Genomic DNA, 18,458 nt, shown 5'->3' with positions numbered 1-18,458 from the left:
ACGCTTGTTTTCTTTACTTTTCATAAAATGCCGCTATAATAATACAAGGAAAGGAATGGACATGAAAAACTACACCACTTTATTATTCGATGCCGATGGTACACTGCTTGATTTTGATGCTTGCGAAGATGATGCATTAAAGGAAACCTTCCGATATTATGGCTATCCATACAACGAACAAATCAAACGAGCATATTTAGCTATTAACAAAGAGCTTTGGAGTGCTTATGAAAACGGCGAAAAGACACGTGAAGATGTAATTTATTCCCGTTTTGGCAAGCTTTTTCAACAGCTGCAAATAGACGATGATGGCATTGCCTTTGCAAATACTTACCTAGCTGCATTAAGTCGCGGACATCAAGTAATACCAGATGCTTTAGAGGTTATTTCCACATTGGCAAAAAGCTTTGATTTATATATTGTAACCAATGGAGTAATTCAAACACAATATCGGCGTCTAAAGGAAAGCAAGCTGCAATCATGGTTTCAAGATGTATTTATTTCCGAGGAAATCGGGTATCGAAAACCGCAAAAAGAATATTTTACAACTTGCTTTGCAAGAATTAAAGAAAAAGATCCAAATAAGCTGCTGCTTATCGGTGATTCCTTGGCAAGCGATATGCAAGGTGGTTTTCATGCCGGTATTGACACTTGTTGGTTCAATCCCAAACAGTTAAGCAATGAACACTCACTTCCGATAACCTATGAAATACGTCAATTAAAAGAATTATACAACATTGTAGGAGGTTCTATATGAGCAATCAGAAAATAGATACAAAAGCATTATTAGAAAAAAGTCGTCAAGCAAAAAAGCAACCGCAATCCAAAGCCTTGGAAAGAAAGCTTGGAAAGCGTAAAAATAACGCAAAATTCGATAAAGTAAATTTTAACGGCTAGGTATGAGCAAAACACATGACAGGATTTTAAATTTCTTTATAATTACTTTAGAATGATAAAGGAAAGGATTGATAGCATGAAAACACAATATATGTGCAGTATTTGCGGTTATGTATATGATGGTGAGGATTTTCAAAAGGAACCAAACGATTATCGCTGTCCTCTGTGCGACCATGGAAAAGAAGAATTTAAAGAAAGAAGTATCGAGCTAGAGGTGCATTTAGCAAGCGATGAATATCAAAGAAATAAGAAATAGGAAGGAAAACGGCATTGCAGAAAGAATATAGGGACTGCAATGCCTTTTCAAAAAGAAATATCTCCACCACATACAATAAATTATATCTAAGCATCTTATCAGTAATTCATCTTTTTCGAGGAGCAACATAATTTCATAATTGTCGAAATAATCGAAGGATATGCGATGAAGGTTATGTCAGATTTGTCTTTATCTAACACACCCATAGTATGCATGATTTTTGAATTTACCACAAGCTTATACATTTGCAATAATTCATACTATAACAAAAGGAATTTAAGAAAAAGAGCGCTTCTGCGTTCTTTTTCTGATGATTCCAACAAATACCGAGAAAATACATGCATGTTTATGGCTTTGCGTAGCGACGCTTTAAATAAAACAATATACCAAGCATCAAGCTCATTCCAACTGGCAAAGCAAGGATTGCAGGTCCGTCAAAATATGCCAATGTACCCGCAAGAATATAGGTTACAAAGGATATTCCCGCACATAACAAAGCGTATGGAAGCTGTGTAGAAACATGACTTACATGATCACATTGTGCACCGGCAGATGCCATGATGGTCGTATCTGAAATAGGTGAGCAATGATCACCACATACCGCACCTGCCATACATGCCGAAATACAAATAATAGCAAGTGGTTGATCCATCGAGAAAACACTTTGCACGATTGGAATCAAAATACCGAAAGTTCCCCATGAAGTCCCGGTGGCAAATGCTAAGCCACAACCAATTAGAAAAATAAGTGCCGGCAATAACATCTGCATTCCTTGTGCACCGGATACTACCAAATCACGCACAAAATATTTCGCTCCTAAAGAATCCGTCATTGCTTTTAAGCTCCATGCAAAGGTTAAGATCAAGATGGCAGGAACCATCGCCTTAAAACCTTCAGGAAGGCATGCCATCATTTCCTTAAAGCTCATTGCTTTACGTAAGCCATAATAAAGAAAGGTAATCAACAAGGCTATCGCAGAGCCTAACATTAAACCAACGGAAGCATCGGAATTGGAAAATGCCGTTATAAAATCCACTCCTCTAAAAAAGCCTCCGGAATAAAGCATTCCTATTACACAGCACACTATTAAGACAAGAATCGGAAATATCAAGTCCAATACCCTCCCATTCGTATCTTCAAAGCGCTCTTCTACCTGCTGATATACGCTTTCTCCACTAAATACATCATTGTTTTTAATCGCATTGCGTTCATGCTTTGCCATTGCTCCAAAATCAATTTTCATAAGTACTAAGCCTACCATCATCAAAATCGTAAGCAAGGCATAAAAATTATAAGGAATAGCTTGTATAAACAAACTAAGACCTTGACCATCTTCCGCAAATCCCGCAACTGCTGCCGCCCATGAGGAAATCGGTGCAATAATGCAGATCGGAGCCGCTGTGGCATCTATGATATAAGCAAGCTTTGCTCTTGAAATCCTATGTGCATCGGTTAGCGGTCGCATAACACTTCCTACAGTAAGACAGTTGAAGTAATCATCAATAAAGATCAAGCAGCCTAAAATAATAACTGCAAGCTGTGCTCCAACACGACTTTTCACATGCTCTTTTGCCCAACGTCCAAAGGCCGCAGAACCTCCCGCTTTATTCATTAAGCATACCATAGTTCCTAAAATAACAAGGAAAACCAAAATTCCTACATTATAGCTATCCGCTAAAACATTGGCAATTCCATCATTAAATACATGTAAAAGTGTTCCTTCTAACGAGAAATTCGCAAACAGTAAGCCACCAACTATGATCCCTATAAATAAAGAAGAATAGACTTCTTTTGTTAAAAGTGCCAAGCCAATTGCAATGAGTGGAGGCAATAATGCCCATGCCGTATTATAAAACTTACTTGGGGAAGCGATATAGCCACTTCCCTGACATGTCGTACATTGCCTGCTGTTTTTACAGCTATCACAACTTTCCTTACTGCCTAAACACTCCATACATACTCCACTTCCATCACAGGCATCACATTGTATGGTTTTTGTTCCACTTTCCTGTGTAGGATCTTTACTTGCATGCACATCGGTTGTAAAGATGCCAAGTGAAATCAGCATCAAGACTGTAATCAAGATAAAGCGAAATCGTTTTTTTCTCATACCCTTTAACTCCTTTTCCAAAAGAAAAGCCATGACGCATCATGGCTAGGGCATAAAAAAATCCCGATTTGCCATGATAGCTCTCCGCATTGTGCGACAGTATGGCGGATCTTATCCGACATCCCAATTTGATAGCATCAGGCAATGCTAGCAAATCTCGGCGATTACTCCTTTCATTCGTCCTTGTGCCTGCAAAAGTGGTAAAAACTACTCTTAGCAATCGCGCCTCTATCATGCTTTTCTATAATAGAATAGCCTTTCTTTAATGAATTGTCAATTTTTTATTGTGGAAAGTGTAGGCAGGTATCGCTTCCATTGAAGTCTTGAAGCATACTATAAATTGATTGGAGGTGAGCTTTATGCGAAACTATTGTACTCCTGAGGATTTTGATGCTACTACTATTGATAACTGTTTTGAAAGTTCTTGTTTTCATTCATGTTGTGGCAGACGTGGACCTAGAGGCTTTCGTGGTGCTACCGGGCCTACCGGTGCAACAGGTGCAACCGGAGCAACCGGAGCAACGGGAGCTACCGGACAATGTAGTTGTAGCTGTACTTCCTTAGGAGAACAGGTTGAAAATCCGGGCATGGAGGCCGTAAACAACCAACTGCCTGTTGGGTGGATTGCCAATAGCACTGTGCTTGTAACATCAACAGATGCGCAAGGTCCGGGCAATATGCTGTAAACCTAAAGGATAATGGTCGTCTATCGCAATTCATCGATATCCAAGAAGGGTGTTTCTACGCCTTTTCCTTTTTCGCAAAAGGAGAAGGTCAGCAAATCGGTTTAACGGCAAGTGTTATTTTCCGTAATGATGTCGGTGGTGAGCTGGCAAGAGATACCATCACGATACGCAATCAAGATACAACTACCTCAACTCGCTCTTGGGGATATTATCGTATTTTAACCAAAAAAGCACCGTTGTCAGCAGCAAGGGCAGAGATAGTATTTTTGGCTGATGGCCTAGGTGAACAATCCATTGATATTGATGATGTAAGCTTTCATGCAGCATAGATAGTTTTAAGCCGCTTTCGAAAGGGAGCGGCTTTTCCTCATTCAGAAAATTGCAAAAAGTAAAAATACTGCTATAATAAAAAGCGTTTAAGATAGGGTGATGATATGAAACGAAGCTTTGAAATGAATATGTGTGAGGGACCCATATTCAAAAAAATTATTATATTTTCAATTCCATTGATGCTTTCCGGTATCATGCAGCTTTTATTTAATGCCGCGGATATCGTTGTAGTTGGTCGCTTTAGCGGCAGTGAGTCTTTAGCTGCCGTTGGTTCTACAAGCTCTTTGATTAACCTTTTAATCAATCTGTTTATCGGTATTTCCGTTGGTGCCAATGTCGTCGTCGGTCGCTATTACGGTGCAAGAGATTATGATGAAATCGAAGAAAGCGTACATACAGCCATCTATACAGCAATTGTCGGTGGTATTCTCATGCTGATTATCGGAGTGTTTGCTGCCAAACCGATGTTAAAGCTTATGGGTACTCCTGCAAATGTCATTGATTTAGCAGTTATTTATATGCGCATTTACTTTTTAGGTATGCCGGCTTTTATGATTTATAACTTCGGAGCTGCTATTCTTCGTGCGGTTGGTGATACTAAGCGTCCCTTATACTTTTTAACTGCTGCCGGAATTGTTAATGTCATCTTCAATTTGATTTTTGTTATTGTATTTAATATGGGAGTAGCCGGTGTAGCAACTGCCACTTTGATTTCCGAAATTATTTCTGCGGTTCTTATCTGGTTAAGCCTAAGCAAATCTGATGGAGCTTTACGTTTGGAGCGTAAAAAGATAAGACTTCATAAGGATAAGCTAAGTGTAATGTTAAAAATCGGGATTCCTGCCGGACTGCAAGGTACGATTTTCTCAATCTCCAATGTACTTATTCAATCCAGTGTTAATTCCTTTGGCTCTGTTGTAATGGCCGGAAACACAGCTGCCAGCAATATTGAGGGCTTTGTCTATAATGCGATGAATTCTGTTTATCAAACCGCACTTAGCTTTACTTCTCAAAACATGGGCGCAAAACAATATCATCGCATTGATAAAATCCTACTTACTTGTATCGCTGTTGTCAGTACCATTGGTTTGGTAATGGGAATCGGAGCTTATCTTTTAGGACACCCGCTGCTTAGTCTATATACCACCAGTGAAGAAGTTATTCGCTATGGTATTTTACGTTTAAGCCTTATTTCTGCACCATATTTGCTATGTGGTATCATGGACGTCTTTGTAGGTAGCCTTCGTGGCATGGGATATTCCATCATGCCAATGTTGGTGTCCTTAAGTGGCGCTTGCATCTTCCGCATTATTTGGATTTTTACCATTTTTCAAATGCATCATACCTTATTCTGTCTTTACATTTCTTATCCGATTTCTTGGCTGTTAACTGCATCGATTCATGCCATTTGTTATTTAGTGGTACGTAAAAAAATCATACATCAGCCAATCGTTGTTTAAAAATAAAGGATAAGTGATCTACACACTCATAAAAAGTCGAGTAAATTTAGTTATTATACTAACTATATTCTCGACTTTTATAGTGTCTTATTCTTTTTTCATAACAGGAAAGAAAGAATTGATAAGTTTTAGAAATTCAGAGAATGTAGCGGAAAGCTTAAAACTGAACTGTATGATTTCAATGTGTATTACTTATTTATCCAATTTTCTAATATATAAAAAAGATGTAATTTTTCAATTACACCTAGTTAATTAGGACGCGCGATTAAGAATAAACAATCACGTTCATTCTCAACTCCCATATTTTCAAAGAAGTCATACATTGTCCAATTATAAAAGAAACGCTCCGCACCATATACTCCATATCCATCTTGATTATGGTCAGTAGTATCATAAGAATCTGCGACAATAATAACATCATCTTGCGTTGTTTTTGTTCCCATATTATCATATCCGATAATGACTTGCCAATGGCCTCCCCAATCATTCCATGCTACAATCATAGGGTATCCTTCTTTTAAAGTGGATTCAATCATTTCTAAGCTGATTTCGTCCATTTTATCAGCATAATCAAATGTTGAAGTTGTTTCAAATCCTCCAACTTCATCAAAAATCTTTTCAATAGATGCTAACGATGTAGCTTCCGGTTCTAATTCATTATATCGCATCTCAGCTAAAGATTTTTCATTAAACTGATCCAATCGATCAAAATAATTCATTACCATTAAAGATGCGACCACGCCACAACTCCATTCAGATGTCTGTTGCATCGTTTTAAATTTCGGTAGGATCGTTAATGTATCTGTAGATTCTAAATTATAGAAATCAATTTGATTAAAATACGGACTCTTTGGGTGATCACCTTCACGCTCTGCACTGTCCGCACCATCTTCTTCCGATAAATCTAATGCATAAGAAATTTTCATTTCATCTGTATAATTCCCTTGATTTTCTTCCTCTTTATTTGTTTCATTTACAGAACAAGCACATAATAAAACTGTGCAACAAAAAATTGCTAAAACTTTTTTCATGGTCATTTTCTCCCTTTCTACTCATTCATAGAAGGTACTTGCTCATCTAATCTGCCTATGCCATGGATATATCTTATTTTATTATCTTTTTATTTTGCAGATTGTCATTGAGTCTATATAGTAATGTTATACTTTTACTACTCTTATTGATTTCACAAGTACACACTTATAAAATTTAAGGTTTTACCCTTCAACAAGATGACACAGTCATCATAATCGGCATTTGACCTGGCTGTCCGTATGGCCTTTTTTCAATGGGTCAAATTGTAGAGCAGTTTACTCTACTAGTCAATTGTAATGATGTGATAAACTCAATGCCAACCTCCTTTTCAATATCACGAAAGAATTATAATGGAATTCTAATGGAAATACAAGAAATTTATAGAATATTAAGTTTTTAGTAATACGAATTATTTTTGCAACAATTTTTCTCTATACACTTCATCATTTATTTTAGAGATTTTTGTTTTTCCTGAATATATTTATCATCAAAAAGACTGGTTTTATTCAAAACCAGCCAACATACTATTAACTAGCTCCTAATTGTCAGGAGTCAAATTTTTATTTTCTTACTATCAGACACACTGATTCAACGGTATTCCCTTTGTCCCACAAAAGTTCCGTAACTTCCCCGCCATCCTTGAACACCGGAAAATTCAGGCCAATCCGCTTTAGCGGATATTCAGACTCGTCATTCCTGTAAATTTCAATTTCTTTAATCAAGGCTGTGACCACATTTCTCTTTTCTTCGTCATTTATTATATTATAAACGCAGTCGAAATTCACCATGATTTTGTAAATATTCTCAAGAGTAATTGCCTGCTGCTTAATTGCATCTCGCCGAAGTCTGGCATCTTCGATTTTTTCCTCCAGCTCAACAATGACATCATATAGGGAATCTAACCGCAAGGTCATATCATGGAGCTTTCGTTCCCGGTATTTTGCATCAGCAGGGAGACTGTCAATTTCCCGTTCCAATCTTGTTTTATTCAGATCAACTTCCTTCAGCTTTGCCTGATAGCCCTCCAGTTCTTTATCCACAGCTTTCGTGTCAATCTGAACGCCAATCCGTTTTTTAATGGCCTGGGCATATTCCTCATTCCTTACGATCTCACGAATTGCCTCAATGACCATCGGTTCAATATCGGTCTTTTTCAGCATTGCCTTATATTCACAATGCTTACCTCGGACCATCCTATTCCGACTACATACATAATAGTAAATTTCTTTGTAAGTGCCATCTTTATTTGTCCATGCGTGTTTATTCGTATACATGGGACTTCCACAAACCGGGCATTTCAGCAGACCGGATAACAAATGAACTCGATCCCGCCCAATTTTTGACGGTTGCTTTACTCCGGTTCTAAGACGCTTGGCATGAGCCTTTTCCCATACCTCCTCACTAACGATTCCTTTATGCTGTCCCTCTGTCAGAATGTAATCGTCATTTCTTTTCATCTGGTAATCGTTTTTTGTGCCTTTGACTTTTTCCTTCGTTCTCCGTCCATAGGCAATTTTACCGCAATAAACCGGGTTATCCAATATCAGTTTAATAAAATGTCCTGTCCAATCCTCTAATGTGCCATTCTGCCTCGGAATTTTCCGTATACCTTGTAAGTTCAACTGATTCGCAATACCACCCAAACCGATTTCCGATGAAGTATATAATTCAAAAATCTTCCGTATTGCCACAGCCTCTGTTTCTTCAATCATCAGCTTGTTATCTTCCAGTGTATATCCGTAGGGAGCAAAGCCACCATTCCATCCACCTTGCCGTGCCTTTTCGCGCCGCCCGTTCATCGTCTGCTCGATAATATTCTCACGCTCAATCTCAGCCACAGCAGATAGTACAGAAATCAAAAGTTTTCCGCTTGTCTGAGAGGAATCAATCCCTTCTTCTATGCAAATCAGATTTACACCATAAGATTGAACCAGCTCCAAAGAGTTAAGTATATCTGCTGCATTACGGCCAAACCGTGACAGCTTATACACTAAAATATAGTCAATGTCCAAGCCATCCTCAATATCTCTGAGCATTTTTTGAAAGGCAGGCCGTCCCTCAATGGATTTACCGGATTTACCGGCATCTTCATAAGTATCAACAACGATCATTTCCTCACGATCCGCAAATCGTGTCAGCATATTTTTTTGACCTTCCAGGCTGTATCCGTCCACTTGCATCTCTGTGCTGACCCTCGGATACAAAACACAGCGTTTTCCATATCGGTTCATAATTCATACCTCCAAAATTTACTTTTGGAAAATATCCTATGTAAAGCTGCGATTCTCACGCAGCTCCGTCAACCTCGCCCAGCACTCTCATACCATATTTCTCGATGATATGTGCCAGCGAAGTGATAAACGCTTCAAATTTTTGTTCCGCCAGAAGTTCTTCTGACCGGATTTCATCTGAAGGAATCAATGCGCTTTTATTCTGGATATTCTCCATTCAGAATCACCTCCGCAATTCCTAACGAAATTATAACTCTACTTGCACAGCCTGAAAATGATACGGCCTTTCGGCACTTTTATGTAATCCCCAGACTGCACAAGAGCGTCTTGTTTATGTTTTCCATGTCATCCTTGTTTAGATGACCAATATAGTTTTTTAACCTCGACTTGTCGATCGTTCTGATCTGTTCCAGCATAACAACAGATGGTTTCACCAAACCGCATCTGTCATTTAAGTGGTAATGCGTGGGGAACTTTCTGCTTTTTTTGCTTACACTGGTAATTGCTGCAATAATAATCGTAGGACTGAAACAATTTCCCACATTATTTTGAAGAATGAGTACAGGACGAGAGCCACTTTGTTCAGAGCCGATACCAGGGCTTAAATCAGCCGAATATATGTCACCTCGATGGAATTTTTCAAACATCACTCTCGCCTCCTTAATATCTTAATACTTAAATAGCCGCACCAGTCTGAAAGAAATCTTCGGATAAAAACCTGGTGCGGCTACTGTTATTCTGTTCGGATTACTCGTCATATTTGCCACGCCCCCTGACGATGGGAACACAACAGGTCTCCGCTGGCGCGGCTGTCATAACTCCGCAGCACCGTTCGTATCGTGTGCCGCAGGGTTCCCCCCAAGTCTTTGGCGGGCCGTGAGGAAGTATCTTTAAGCCCCCGCGCAGTCATCGCGCCGAATGTGCCACCATCCGGGTCACAGGGACGTTGATCGCTCCGAAACAGCTTGTCCATCACCTCCTGGCTGCTCCATCTTCGCGGCGTCCTGCACTCGCTCATGCGCGGGTTATGTACCTGTTCTGCCGTGTATTCAGTTGTCAAAGGTCAGCGAAAGAAAAGCTCCTTCTTGACAGCCATGACAAAAACAGGCGATTTGTCCTGTCTGTACTGCGATTTATTTGAAAAAAATATTTTGCCTTGTCCCTTCATAGAAGCTGCGGACAGCGCAAGCTCCTTACAAGCACAATAAAATAGGTACTATCGTACTCAAAAACGCCTTTTATGAGGTTCTTCCTGCAAGGAAATGGGCACGATAAAATATAATTAAGGAGACGATAGTGCCTATGGAACTGATAAAAGAGCTGGGACGAAGGATACAAAAAGCGCGTAAGGAAAAAGGATTGACGCAGCAGGAACTCGCAGATCTGAGCCACGTTTCTCTAAAGCACGTTCAAGGCTGCGAAAGAGGGGTGAAGAATCCTTCTTTTGAGGTTCTGCGCGCTTTTTGCAAAGTCTTGAATTTATCTTTAGATTCCCTGATGAATCTCGATCTGCCTGAAGATGAGCAAGCCGCCAACGATATGCGGCAGCTTTACCTTTCGTGCCCTCCGGCTGCCAGAAAAGTGCTGTTAAACTCGACCCGCGCGTTGACTGATGAGCTAAAAGAGATGGTGCAGACGGCTGGGGTTGACCCAGATGAACATTTAGAGAATAAGTAAGCCGGTGGAGGAATAAAAACCCCCACCGGCTCTCTTTTTGCCGCTATGCGGCGATCAGGTTATTGGGCCGTATCCAGCAACCGCGCCAGCTTCTTCAGTCCGCGCCGGATGCTCTCCCACACGCGGCGGCGGTCAGCACCCTCGATCCGGGCGATCTCGGCCACCGTCATGCCCAAGTAAAACCGGGCGTAGATACGCCGGGCCTGGATGGCAGTCAGCTGCATCAGCGCGGCATACACTTCCTCCCGCAGCAGCTTCTGCTCCAGGACTTCCTCCGGGGTGAGTGGCCGGTTGAGGGCATCGTTTTCAATGCCATCCTCCCGGTTCAGAGAGTAGTGAGCCTTGTGTCGGAACTTCCGGCGTTCATAGGCGGCATCGTCCTGCTCCTGGCCCCGGATCGCGGCCACGACTTCCTCGGCCACGTCTACAAAGACATTGGTTTTATACACATCGGGATACAGTTCCCGAAGATTGATCTTCTGCATTATGTACCTCCATTTCGATTCACGGGTTGACGGGTGAACCAAAATGAAGGCGGTGAGCGACATCTTTCGGGGAAATTCCCGAAAAAACGACAAACAAAAGCGCCAGCATCCGAAGAACGGCGGCTGGCGCTGCTAAAAGAGGACTTATGACGCTTATGGACCAGCCACGATAGTGCCTGTTCATAAGCAGACGGGGGCCGATTGACGGTCAGGCTTTTTTTGACAGGTAAATTCCTGCCGAATTATGTCGAAGCGGTCTTTGCTTCACGGCGGCTCCCTCCTAAAGCCGCCGTGTCAGCGTGTAGTCGTCACTCCTTTGTCGAGGGCATAAGGAACGGCGGCCTTGATGTTACTCAAAACCGCCGCAGTCCTTGAAAATCCATTATGGGCGCACGAAGCTGCCTACCCTGCAACGGTTTTTTTCTTTTCCCCGTTGGTCGGGGCAGGATCGCTTGGCTTATTCGGTTTTAGTTTTGCTCTTGTTCGGCTGCCTCTTTCAGCCGGTCAAAACTCTCATCGCTGATGATGTGTTCAATACGACAGGCATCGGCCTCCGCAGTTTTGGGGTCAACGCCTGCGGTGATAAGCTGCTCGGTAAAGAAGCAGTGACGCTCGTAGATTTTTTCGGCTACCTCGCGGCCCACATCGGTCAGATGGAGAAAGTGATCTTCGTCCATCATAAGAAAGCCGCCGTCCCGCAAGGTAGCCACTGCATGGCACACGCTGGGCTTTGATACCTCCATGTGCCGGGCCACATCTACGGAGCGCACCATACCGCGTTTCTTTTGGAGAACAAGGATGGTTTCCAGGTAGTCCTCCCCGGACGCATGAAGTTTCATCTGAACCTCCTTTACTGAGCCAGCTTCCAGCCGATGGCCTCCTGTCTGGCCGATACAAAATCGGCATACAGGCCCTTTTGCTGGATCAGCTCCGCATGAGTGCCGCGCTGGACGATATGAGCGTTGTCCAGTACAAGGATCTGATCGGCGTTGCGGACGGTTTTCAGACGGTGGGCAATCATGATGATGGTCTTGTCATGGGTCAATGCCTCGATAGCCCGCTGCAATTCATCCTCATTCTCCGGGTCAACGCTGCTTGTTGCCTCGTCCAAAATGATGATAGGTGCGTCCTTCAGCATAGCGCGGGCGATGGAAATCCGCTGTTTCTCGCCGCCGGACAAACTACCGCCTCCCTCGCCAATCACGGTGTCATAGCCATCCGGCAGGGCAGAAATAAAGTTATGGCAGCAAGCCTTTTTCGCCGCTTCAACCACTTGTTCATGGGTAGCATCCGGGCAGCCAAACTTGATATTGTTCTCAATCGTATCTGCAAAGAGGTATACGCTCTGGAACACCATCGAGATATTCTTCATCAGGCTGTCCAGCTTAAAATCCCGTACATCCGTACCGCCTATGGTAATCTTCCCGGCATTCACATCCCAAAAACGGGCAATCAGATTGCACATCGTTGTCTTTCCTGCCCCGGAAGGGCCGACAATGGCCGTAGTCGTTTTTTCGGGAATGGTAAAGCTGACCTGATCTAATATCTTGCGGTCTGCGTAGGAAAAATCCACCTTGTCAAACACGATCTCGCTGGACTTCGGCGTAATGTCAGCGCCTTTCTCGTCCATCACCGGCGTGTCATCAATGGAGTTTGCCGTATCCATCGAGGCCGCCAGCATTTGCAGCAAAGAGGCCATATTCCCGGCGTTCTCCAAATCGTTGAACACCATGAAAGAAGCAATCACCAAAATCAAGCCGTAGGCCAGCGACAGGGAGCCGTCCAGCCAGAACCAGACCGAGGCCAAAAGCAACAGGACGCTAAACACCCGGACAACGGCCTGTTTGATGGCGTCATAGGGAACACTGGCCTTTGTCAGTTTCAGGTTGTCCCGGCAGCTCGCCTTAATTGCACTGCCGATAGACTGCGTGCTGTCCCGTTCCAGTCCAAATGCTTTGACAATCCCCATCCCCTGAATGTACTCCAACACAGACTCCACAAGGGACTCCTGTGTGTGCTGGCGTACCCCGCTGAGCGCGGCAGATTTGCGAAGCGCCAGTTCCGCCGCCGCAAGGTAAATCAGGACACCGGCAGCGGCCACAAGACCGATCCGCCAGTCAAATACCAACAGGACGATGACGAGGGCAACCGAGTTGAAAAAACCGCCCAGCACTGACACCAGGACACGGGCTGCTGAGTTCTCTACATCGCCCAAAGTTGTTGTGACAATGGCGGTAATGTTCCCGATACTATTCTTGTTGAAGTAGCCCATCGGGATATAGCGCAGCCGATCTCCAATGTGGATACGCTTTTCCGCTACCATGCAATAGCCAGTTTCCGTTTGCTCCATCGTGGAAAAGTAGGTCGTGATGATACGCCCGATGAGGGATACCGCCATAATTCCCAACGAAATCCAGACAATGCTTCCGTCCCGGTTGTCAGATACCAGCGCACCGATCACTACAAAGAGGGCGGCAAACTGCATGGCTGAAAACAGCCCGGACAGAAACGCAAACAACAGGGATTTTTTCAAAAGCCCTTTTTTGCTGCCTGCAAAAGCAAAGATTTTTTTCAATGTTCCATACATCTGACAACACCCCCTTACATCTGGTCTTTCGCGCCGATATGCGCCTGCCACATATCCCGGTAGAGGGGGCAGGTTTCCAACAGTTTCTCATGCGTACCCTGTGCGTGGATGGTTCCATCCTTCACCACAACGATGTTATCTGCGCCAACAATGGTAGACAGCCGGTGTGCGATCACAATCAGGGTCTTGCCGACAGTTAAAGTGGAAATGGCTTTCTGCACCAGCGCCTCATTCTCTGGGTCGATATAGGCAGTTGCCTCGTCCAAAATGACAACCGGCGCATTTTTCAGCATGGCGCGGGCGATGGCAATCCGCTGGCGTTCACCGCCGGAAAGATGGGAACCGGCGCTGCCGACAACCGTATCATAGCCATTATCCAGCTTGCGGATAAAGGCGTCGCAGCCGCTTTGTTTGGCTGCCTGCTCCACCTCTGCGTCCGTGGCACTGGGGCTTCCCATGCGGATATTCTCCCGGATACTGCGGTTAAACAGGTAGTTGTCCTGAGATACATAGGAAATCTGGTCTGCAATTTCAGACAGCGGCATATCCTTCAGCTCATGGCCGCCGAGGGTAATGCTGCCGGATGTAACATCCCAATACCCGGCAATCAGCTTCGCCACCGTAGACTTGCCGGAGCCGGACGGCCCTACAAGGGCGGTCATGGTTCCGGGGTGGATGGCGAGATTCACATCATGCAAAACCTCTGTTGTCCCGTCATAGGAAAAAGACACAGACCTAAGAGAAATGCCGGTGTCTGCCAGCTTGACCGGCGCATCCTTATGGTTCAGTTCTTCAGCGTTCAAAAGCTGGCTGATTTCTTCCACATTTGTCCCCAATACGGCCAAATCGTCCGTAAAGGTAAAGGCCGCGATAATCGGCCCAACAAGGCCCAGCGAGAAAATTACGATAGACAGGAAAGTGGAAAGTTCCAGGCTACCGGAGAGCCAGAACGCGAAGCCGCAGGGTAGCACACAGATCAACACCGAGGGCAAAATGGCGTTGTAGGCGCTCATGGTTTTCTGGTTTTCTCTCATCCAGTCCACATAGTAGTTGGCATTGTAGTTTACTGCGTCAGAATATTTTTTGTAGGAACCGGCGGATTGACTAAATGCTTTGACTACCTCAATCCCACCAATGTACTCTACAATGGCGTTTGCCATCTGCTTTCCCGCTTTAACCGCGCCCTCCCACTTAACGGGATAGTTCTTCATGCCAGCAGACATAACAGCAAGGCCCACCACCAGCGTGACAAGGGACAGGAGAGCCATGCGCCAGTCCATGACGAATAGATACACGACAATTACCAAAGGCACCAGCACATTTGCAGTCATTTCCGGGATCAGGTGCGCGAAGGTTGGCTCCATCCCTTCTACCCGGTCAACAATCGTCGTTTTATACTGACCGGACGGAGTATCTAAAATCGTCCCCATCGGGACGCGGGCCAGTTTTTCGGTAATATTCTCCCGGAGATCTCGCAGCGTGTAATAGGTCGCTGTGTGAGAAATTGTTGTGGAAAGATTTGAGAATATGACTTTTCCCAAATAACCGCAAAGCGCAATAACACAAGCTGCTGTATAGTGCGAAAAATTCTGATCCCCGGACAACATCAGCGTAACAATATGAGCTACACAGAAATAAGGCACCATCTGGCAGGCTACGCCTAATACCGCAAGGGCAATGCTGCCGATGAATTTCCAGTGATAGGGTTTGCCCCATCCCCATAAGATGCCTATGGGTGACTCCTTCTTTTCCTCCTTCATTTTACAGATACCCCCTTTATGAAATAGTTTCTGATTTTTTCAAGACCCGCCTCATCCATTTGGAATTGGTCAATGATGGAACCGTTCTCAAAATGGACAATATCCGTACAACAGTCTAATATCAACTCAAGATCATGAGTAATGACATACACGGTAATACCCGTGTCCCTGACTTGTCGCAGGACATTTGCAACCTCTTTCATGTGTTTATAATCAAGGCCGCTGGTCGGTTCATCAAAAAATAAAATAGAGCGTTTAGAAGCGATTGCCGAGGCAATCGCTACCCGCTGTTTTTGGCCGCCGGAAAGGGACATGGGATGCCTGTCCTTAAAAGCCAGCAAATCTAACCGGTTCAGGATTTCCTCTGCCCGCTCCTGGTTTTCTTCCTCCATACTAATCAGCACTTCATCAAGAACCGACTCGGTAAAAAGCTGATGATTTACCTCCTGCATGACCATATAGCAGGTACTCAGCCGGTCTTTCGGACGGTATTTTCTTCCGTTCCAGACAATCTCCCCACAGCGCTTCTCCAAGCCGCAGAAACAGCGAGAGAACGTGGATTTACCGGCACCGTTATTCCCAATAATCCCAACAATTCGGTTTGTGGGAATTTCACAATCCATGATATGTAAGGTTTCCGGTTCATTTTTATAGGCAAAGCGGAAATTATGGAGCGCAAGGGCAGTCTTTTCCTGCTGCGGTAGAACCGGAGGCAGGAGACGCTCTAAAGCAAATGTGCGCAGTCCCATATTAGATCGCTGCTGCTCCGTGAGCTGCTCAAATTCTGCCGCAGAATAATCACGGCTCACCTGCCCCTCTGCCAGGTAAATAAACCGATCCGCCAGACCACGGAGATAATAAAGCCGGTGTTCCGATACAATAATTGTTTTCCCCTGCGACTTCCAGAACGCAAGAATCTTTCTCAAATCAAGGATGGACGCTGCATCCAAATTGGACGAGGGTTCGTCCATAACGAGAACATCCGGTTCCATAATGGATACTCCGGCACAGGCAATTTTTTGTTTCTCTCCACCGGATAAGTGAAAGATATTACGATCCATCAGCTTCTCCAGCCGGAAATCCCGAACCGTTTTTGCAAACCGTTCTCGGATGTCTTTTTCTGGCTGTCCAAGATTTTCGCAGCCAAATGTAATTTCACTGGTTGTATCCACATTGAAAAACTGGGACCGGGGGTTTTGAAACACACTGCCTACAACTGCGGCTGTATCGTAAAGAGGCTGCTCGGAAACCTTTTCCCCATTTACCCATACTTCTCCCGCCATCTGTCCCTCATAATAATGAGGGATCAACCCGTTAATCAGGCGGGTAATCGTGGTCTTTCCACACCCGCTTTCACCGCAGAGGACAACAAACTGACCATCTTCTATATTTAGATCAATATCCCGGACGCCCCCGGTATTTTCATTTTCTTCTCCATAGGAAAATGAAATATGGTCAATCTTTATCATAAGCTCACCCCCTTAAAAAACAAAATACTGTCCCATCAAAAACAGCGCAAAACATAAAGCACAGAGCAGAACAGCAATCATGTCCTGAATATGAAAACCAATCTGACATACGTTGGTCCGTTTGACCGGAGCGCCAAGCCCCCGCGTCAGTGCAGCGGCGGAAAGTTCATCCCCAATTTTTACAACGGACACCATCAGCGGTACAAGACGGTATTCCACCATTAAAAATGGGTTTTTCCCACCAAATCGTATGCCTCTCATTTTCATTGCGTCCCGGATTGCCTGGTATTCTTCGCTGATTGTGGGGAAGAAACGAAAAATAACAGACATAGGAATTATAATTTTTTCTGTCAGGTGCATACGTTCCATAGAACCGATAAACTCACTGACTGAGGTTGAAGAAAGCAGATAGGCCCCCGTCATAATGCCTGGGGCAAACCGCGTCATAATGGATGTAATTGCCAAAACCACAAAGGACAACAGACCACTTAATGTCGTCAGAGCTATGCGTTCCAATACAAAACAGGCAAGATATAAAAACAGATACTTGCCTGCCGTTTTGAAGCGGCGTTCCGACAGGATCAGCACAAAGGGGATCAGGCTTAACACAGGTTTTATAAAATTCATAATCCCTTCGTTGCTGGTGCTGAACATCAATGTAGTAACCGTCAGCAGCAAAATCAACTTCGTGCGCGGATCAAGCCGAATCCCTCTGCGATTGTCCGTTGTGGCAGAGAAGGATACCCCCTCCATCATGCAATTCCCGCTTTCGCAAAGTGTTTTTTCAGGAGTGCTTTTCCAAGCAAACCGCCCAAAATGGCAAAGACAAAAATCCCGGCAACCACAAGGATAATGCTCCACATCGGCATGACCGCCATTACCCGATCGGCGTATTCCTCACCGAAACTGGCGGCAAAGCTGGCCCAGGAGTCCTCGACCATAAAATACATGGGGATGTATGTACCGACCATCCACAGACTGAATACTGCATAACCAAGAATACTTTTCTTTGCACTTTTATAATCGCCGGATTTCAAAATCAGGTCTCCAAGCAAGCCGAAAATCAGCCCCATAGGCACACCCCAGAAACCCATACCGGTAAGCCCCATCAGCAGGCCGCTCAAAACGCCCATGATTGTAACCATGCCGAATTTCTTAACCCTGGTGAGGAACAGCATGAAAGGGATGCCGGTAATCAGCGACCACAGACTTCCGAGGACAGGAAGAAAGATCGGAACAAACCCAATGGGAATAGCAACACAGCACCCGATGACAAAGTAAAGAACCGTGAACAGACCGAGGTTAATCAGGTCTTTTGTTTGTAACTTGTTATTCATAACGAATACCTCCATTCATTTGCTGGTTAGCATTTACTAACCTCTTTATAAGATACCATAGTACGACACAGTTCTCTACAACCAATCGTCTTTTTAGCTCCAAACAGCAACGAGTTTTAAGGTTGACTGGCTGGGTTCCTG

General features: G+C 44.1%; 18 protein-coding genes and 1 riboswitch. Of the genes, 6 read left to right on the top strand and 12 right to left on the bottom strand.

Features of this window, described 5'->3' with window-relative positions; all coding sequences use genetic code 11:
• The first annotated feature begins 61 nt into the window (after positions 1-61).
• The 3 genes from EUBDOL_RS00135 (at position 62) to EUBDOL_RS00130 (ending at position 1,153) form a co-directional block, all read left to right on the top strand.
• Positions 62-757 carry a YjjG family noncanonical pyrimidine nucleotidase gene (locus EUBDOL_RS00135; protein ID WP_022420662.1) on the top strand — a complete coding sequence of 232 codons (696 nt, stop codon included), beginning with the start codon at positions 62-64 and terminating at the stop codon, positions 755-757.
• Positions 754-897 carry a hypothetical protein gene (locus tag EUBDOL_RS11520; protein WP_004797325.1) on the top strand — a complete coding sequence of 48 codons (144 nt, stop codon included), beginning with the start codon at positions 754-756 and terminating at the stop codon, positions 895-897. Before EUBDOL_RS00135 ends, EUBDOL_RS11520 begins: the two co-directional genes overlap by 4 nt.
• A 76-nt stretch (positions 898-973) precedes the next feature.
• A complete protein-coding gene (locus EUBDOL_RS00130) occupies positions 974-1,153 on the top strand; it encodes a rubredoxin (RefSeq protein ID WP_022420663.1) in 180 nt (59 codons plus the stop codon).
• A 346-nt stretch (positions 1,154-1,499) separates the two neighbouring features.
• Here EUBDOL_RS00130 and EUBDOL_RS00125 read toward each other — a convergent pair whose 3' ends face one another.
• On the bottom strand, positions 1,500-3,263 hold the full coding sequence (locus EUBDOL_RS00125) for a Na+/H+ antiporter NhaC family protein (RefSeq protein ID WP_022420664.1): 1,764 nt from the start codon (positions 3,261-3,263) through the stop codon (positions 1,500-1,502).
• Between the two features lie 69 nt (positions 3,264-3,332).
• Positions 3,333-3,502: riboswitch (Lysine riboswitch) on the bottom strand.
• A gap of 120 nt (positions 3,503-3,622) precedes the next feature.
• On the opposite strand from EUBDOL_RS00125, the gene EUBDOL_RS11780 reads away from it, so the two are divergent.
• Entirely contained in the window at positions 3,623-3,949 is a 327-nt protein-coding gene (locus tag EUBDOL_RS11780) for a hypothetical protein (RefSeq protein WP_004797319.1), read from the top strand.
• Positions 3,950-4,383: 434 nt separating this feature from the next.
• Complete coding sequence (locus tag EUBDOL_RS00115) at positions 4,384-5,739, top strand: MATE family efflux transporter (RefSeq protein ID WP_004797318.1); 1,356 nt, start codon at positions 4,384-4,386, stop codon at positions 5,737-5,739.
• A 248-nt stretch (positions 5,740-5,987) separates the two neighbouring features.
• On the opposite strand, the gene EUBDOL_RS00110 is transcribed toward EUBDOL_RS00115, so the two are convergent.
• The 4 genes from EUBDOL_RS00110 to EUBDOL_RS00100 form a co-directional block, all read right to left on the bottom strand.
• Complete coding sequence (locus EUBDOL_RS00110; protein ID WP_040462698.1) at positions 5,988-6,770, bottom strand: C39 family peptidase; 783 nt, start codon at positions 6,768-6,770, stop codon at positions 5,988-5,990.
• A 561-nt stretch (positions 6,771-7,331) separates the two neighbouring features.
• Positions 7,332-9,002, bottom strand: a complete 1,671-nt coding sequence (locus EUBDOL_RS00105) for a recombinase family protein (protein ID WP_040462696.1) — start codon at positions 9,000-9,002, stop codon at positions 7,332-7,334.
• A 55-nt stretch (positions 9,003-9,057) separates the two neighbouring features.
• Positions 9,058-9,219 carry a hypothetical protein gene (locus EUBDOL_RS11515; protein WP_004797315.1) on the bottom strand — a complete coding sequence of 54 codons (162 nt, stop codon included), beginning with the start codon at positions 9,217-9,219 and terminating at the stop codon, positions 9,058-9,060.
• A 79-nt stretch (positions 9,220-9,298) separates the two neighbouring features.
• Positions 9,299-9,649, bottom strand: a complete 351-nt coding sequence (locus tag EUBDOL_RS00100; protein WP_002576184.1) for a type II toxin-antitoxin system PemK/MazF family toxin — start codon at positions 9,647-9,649, stop codon at positions 9,299-9,301.
• A 655-nt stretch (positions 9,650-10,304) separates the two neighbouring features.
• Between EUBDOL_RS00100 and EUBDOL_RS00090 the strand changes: the two genes are divergently transcribed.
• Positions 10,305-10,679, top strand: a complete 375-nt coding sequence (locus tag EUBDOL_RS00090; protein ID WP_004797313.1) for a helix-turn-helix domain-containing protein — start codon at positions 10,305-10,307, stop codon at positions 10,677-10,679.
• 59 nt (positions 10,680-10,738) lie between these two features.
• On the opposite strand, the gene EUBDOL_RS00085 is transcribed toward EUBDOL_RS00090, so the two are convergent.
• From EUBDOL_RS00085 to EUBDOL_RS00055, 7 genes are all read right to left on the bottom strand, one after another.
• A complete protein-coding gene (locus tag EUBDOL_RS00085) occupies positions 10,739-11,164 on the bottom strand; it encodes an RNA polymerase sigma factor (protein ID WP_004797312.1) in 426 nt (141 codons plus the stop codon).
• A 467-nt stretch (positions 11,165-11,631) separates the two neighbouring features.
• Positions 11,632-12,003, bottom strand: a complete 372-nt coding sequence (locus tag EUBDOL_RS00080; protein ID WP_004797311.1) for a metal-dependent transcriptional regulator — start codon at positions 12,001-12,003, stop codon at positions 11,632-11,634.
• 11 nt (positions 12,004-12,014) lie between these two features.
• A complete protein-coding gene (locus tag EUBDOL_RS00075) occupies positions 12,015-13,751 on the bottom strand; it encodes an ABC transporter ATP-binding protein (protein WP_004797310.1) in 1,737 nt (578 codons plus the stop codon).
• Between the two features lie 14 nt (positions 13,752-13,765).
• Positions 13,766-15,511 carry an ABC transporter ATP-binding protein gene (locus EUBDOL_RS00070; RefSeq protein ID WP_004797309.1) on the bottom strand — a complete coding sequence of 582 codons (1,746 nt, stop codon included), beginning with the start codon at positions 15,509-15,511 and terminating at the stop codon, positions 13,766-13,768.
• On the bottom strand, positions 15,508-16,980 hold the full coding sequence (locus tag EUBDOL_RS00065; protein WP_004797308.1) for an ABC transporter ATP-binding protein: 1,473 nt from the start codon (positions 16,978-16,980) through the stop codon (positions 15,508-15,510). The genes EUBDOL_RS00070 and EUBDOL_RS00065 overlap by 4 nt, the downstream gene beginning before the upstream one ends.
• Positions 16,981-16,992: 12 nt before the next feature.
• A complete protein-coding gene (locus EUBDOL_RS00060; protein ID WP_004797307.1) occupies positions 16,993-17,736 on the bottom strand; it encodes an energy-coupling factor transporter transmembrane component T in 744 nt (247 codons plus the stop codon).
• Positions 17,733-18,317: an MptD family putative ECF transporter S component gene (locus EUBDOL_RS00055; RefSeq protein ID WP_040462692.1), complete on the bottom strand. Its 585-nt coding sequence runs from the start codon at positions 18,315-18,317 to the stop codon at positions 17,733-17,735. The genes EUBDOL_RS00060 and EUBDOL_RS00055 overlap by 4 nt, the downstream gene beginning before the upstream one ends.
• Positions 18,318-18,458 lie beyond the last annotated feature (141 nt).

It is taken from the genome of Amedibacillus dolichus DSM 3991 (assembly GCF_000154285.1).
GTDB lineage: Bacteria > Bacillota_I > Bacilli_A > Erysipelotrichales > Erysipelotrichaceae > Amedibacillus > Amedibacillus dolichus.
Note: the sequence above shows the minus strand (reverse complement) of the source record. Positions and strands in the feature narration are given on the sequence as shown.

Bases quoted from the DNA above. Each gene is read 5' to 3' on its own strand.
- EUBDOL_RS00125 (WP_022420664.1), bottom strand. From the start codon at position 3,263: ATGAGAAAAAAACGATTTCGCTTTATCTTGATTACAGTCTTGATGCTG.
- EUBDOL_RS00115 (WP_004797318.1), top strand. From the start codon at position 4,384: ATGAAACGAAGCTTTGAAATGAATATGTGTGAGGGACCCATATTCAAA.
- EUBDOL_RS00100 (WP_002576184.1), bottom strand. From the start codon at position 9,649: ATGTTTGAAAAATTCCATCGAGGTGACATATATTCGGCTGATTTAAGC.
- EUBDOL_RS00080 (WP_004797311.1), bottom strand. From the start codon at position 12,003: ATGAAACTTCATGCGTCCGGGGAGGACTACCTGGAAACCATCCTTGTT.
- EUBDOL_RS00085 (WP_004797312.1), bottom strand. From the start codon at position 11,164: ATGCAGAAGATCAATCTTCGGGAACTGTATCCCGATGTGTATAAAACC.
- EUBDOL_RS00065 (WP_004797308.1), bottom strand. From the start codon at position 16,980: ATGATAAAGATTGACCATATTTCATTTTCCTATGGAGAAGAAAATGAA.
- EUBDOL_RS00060 (WP_004797307.1), bottom strand. From the start codon at position 17,736: ATGATGGAGGGGGTATCCTTCTCTGCCACAACGGACAATCGCAGAGGG.
- EUBDOL_RS00055 (WP_040462692.1), bottom strand. From the start codon at position 18,317: ATGAATAACAAGTTACAAACAAAAGACCTGATTAACCTCGGTCTGTTC.
- EUBDOL_RS11780 (WP_004797319.1), top strand. From the start codon at position 3,623: ATGCGAAACTATTGTACTCCTGAGGATTTTGATGCTACTACTATTGAT.
- EUBDOL_RS00110 (WP_040462698.1), bottom strand. From the start codon at position 6,770: ATGAAAAAAGTTTTAGCAATTTTTTGTTGCACAGTTTTATTATGTGCT.
- EUBDOL_RS00105 (WP_040462696.1), bottom strand. From the start codon at position 9,002: ATGAACCGATATGGAAAACGCTGTGTTTTGTATCCGAGGGTCAGCACA.
- EUBDOL_RS00070 (WP_004797309.1), bottom strand. From the start codon at position 15,511: ATGAAGGAGGAAAAGAAGGAGTCACCCATAGGCATCTTATGGGGATGG.
- EUBDOL_RS00090 (WP_004797313.1), top strand. From the start codon at position 10,305: ATGGAACTGATAAAAGAGCTGGGACGAAGGATACAAAAAGCGCGTAAG.
- EUBDOL_RS00075 (WP_004797310.1), bottom strand. From the start codon at position 13,751: ATGTATGGAACATTGAAAAAAATCTTTGCTTTTGCAGGCAGCAAAAAA.
- EUBDOL_RS11515 (WP_004797315.1), bottom strand. From the start codon at position 9,219: ATGGAGAATATCCAGAATAAAAGCGCATTGATTCCTTCAGATGAAATC.
- EUBDOL_RS00130 (WP_022420663.1), top strand. From the start codon at position 974: ATGAAAACACAATATATGTGCAGTATTTGCGGTTATGTATATGATGGT.
- EUBDOL_RS11520 (WP_004797325.1), top strand. From the start codon at position 754: ATGAGCAATCAGAAAATAGATACAAAAGCATTATTAGAAAAAAGTCGT.
- EUBDOL_RS00135 (WP_022420662.1), top strand. From the start codon at position 62: ATGAAAAACTACACCACTTTATTATTCGATGCCGATGGTACACTGCTT.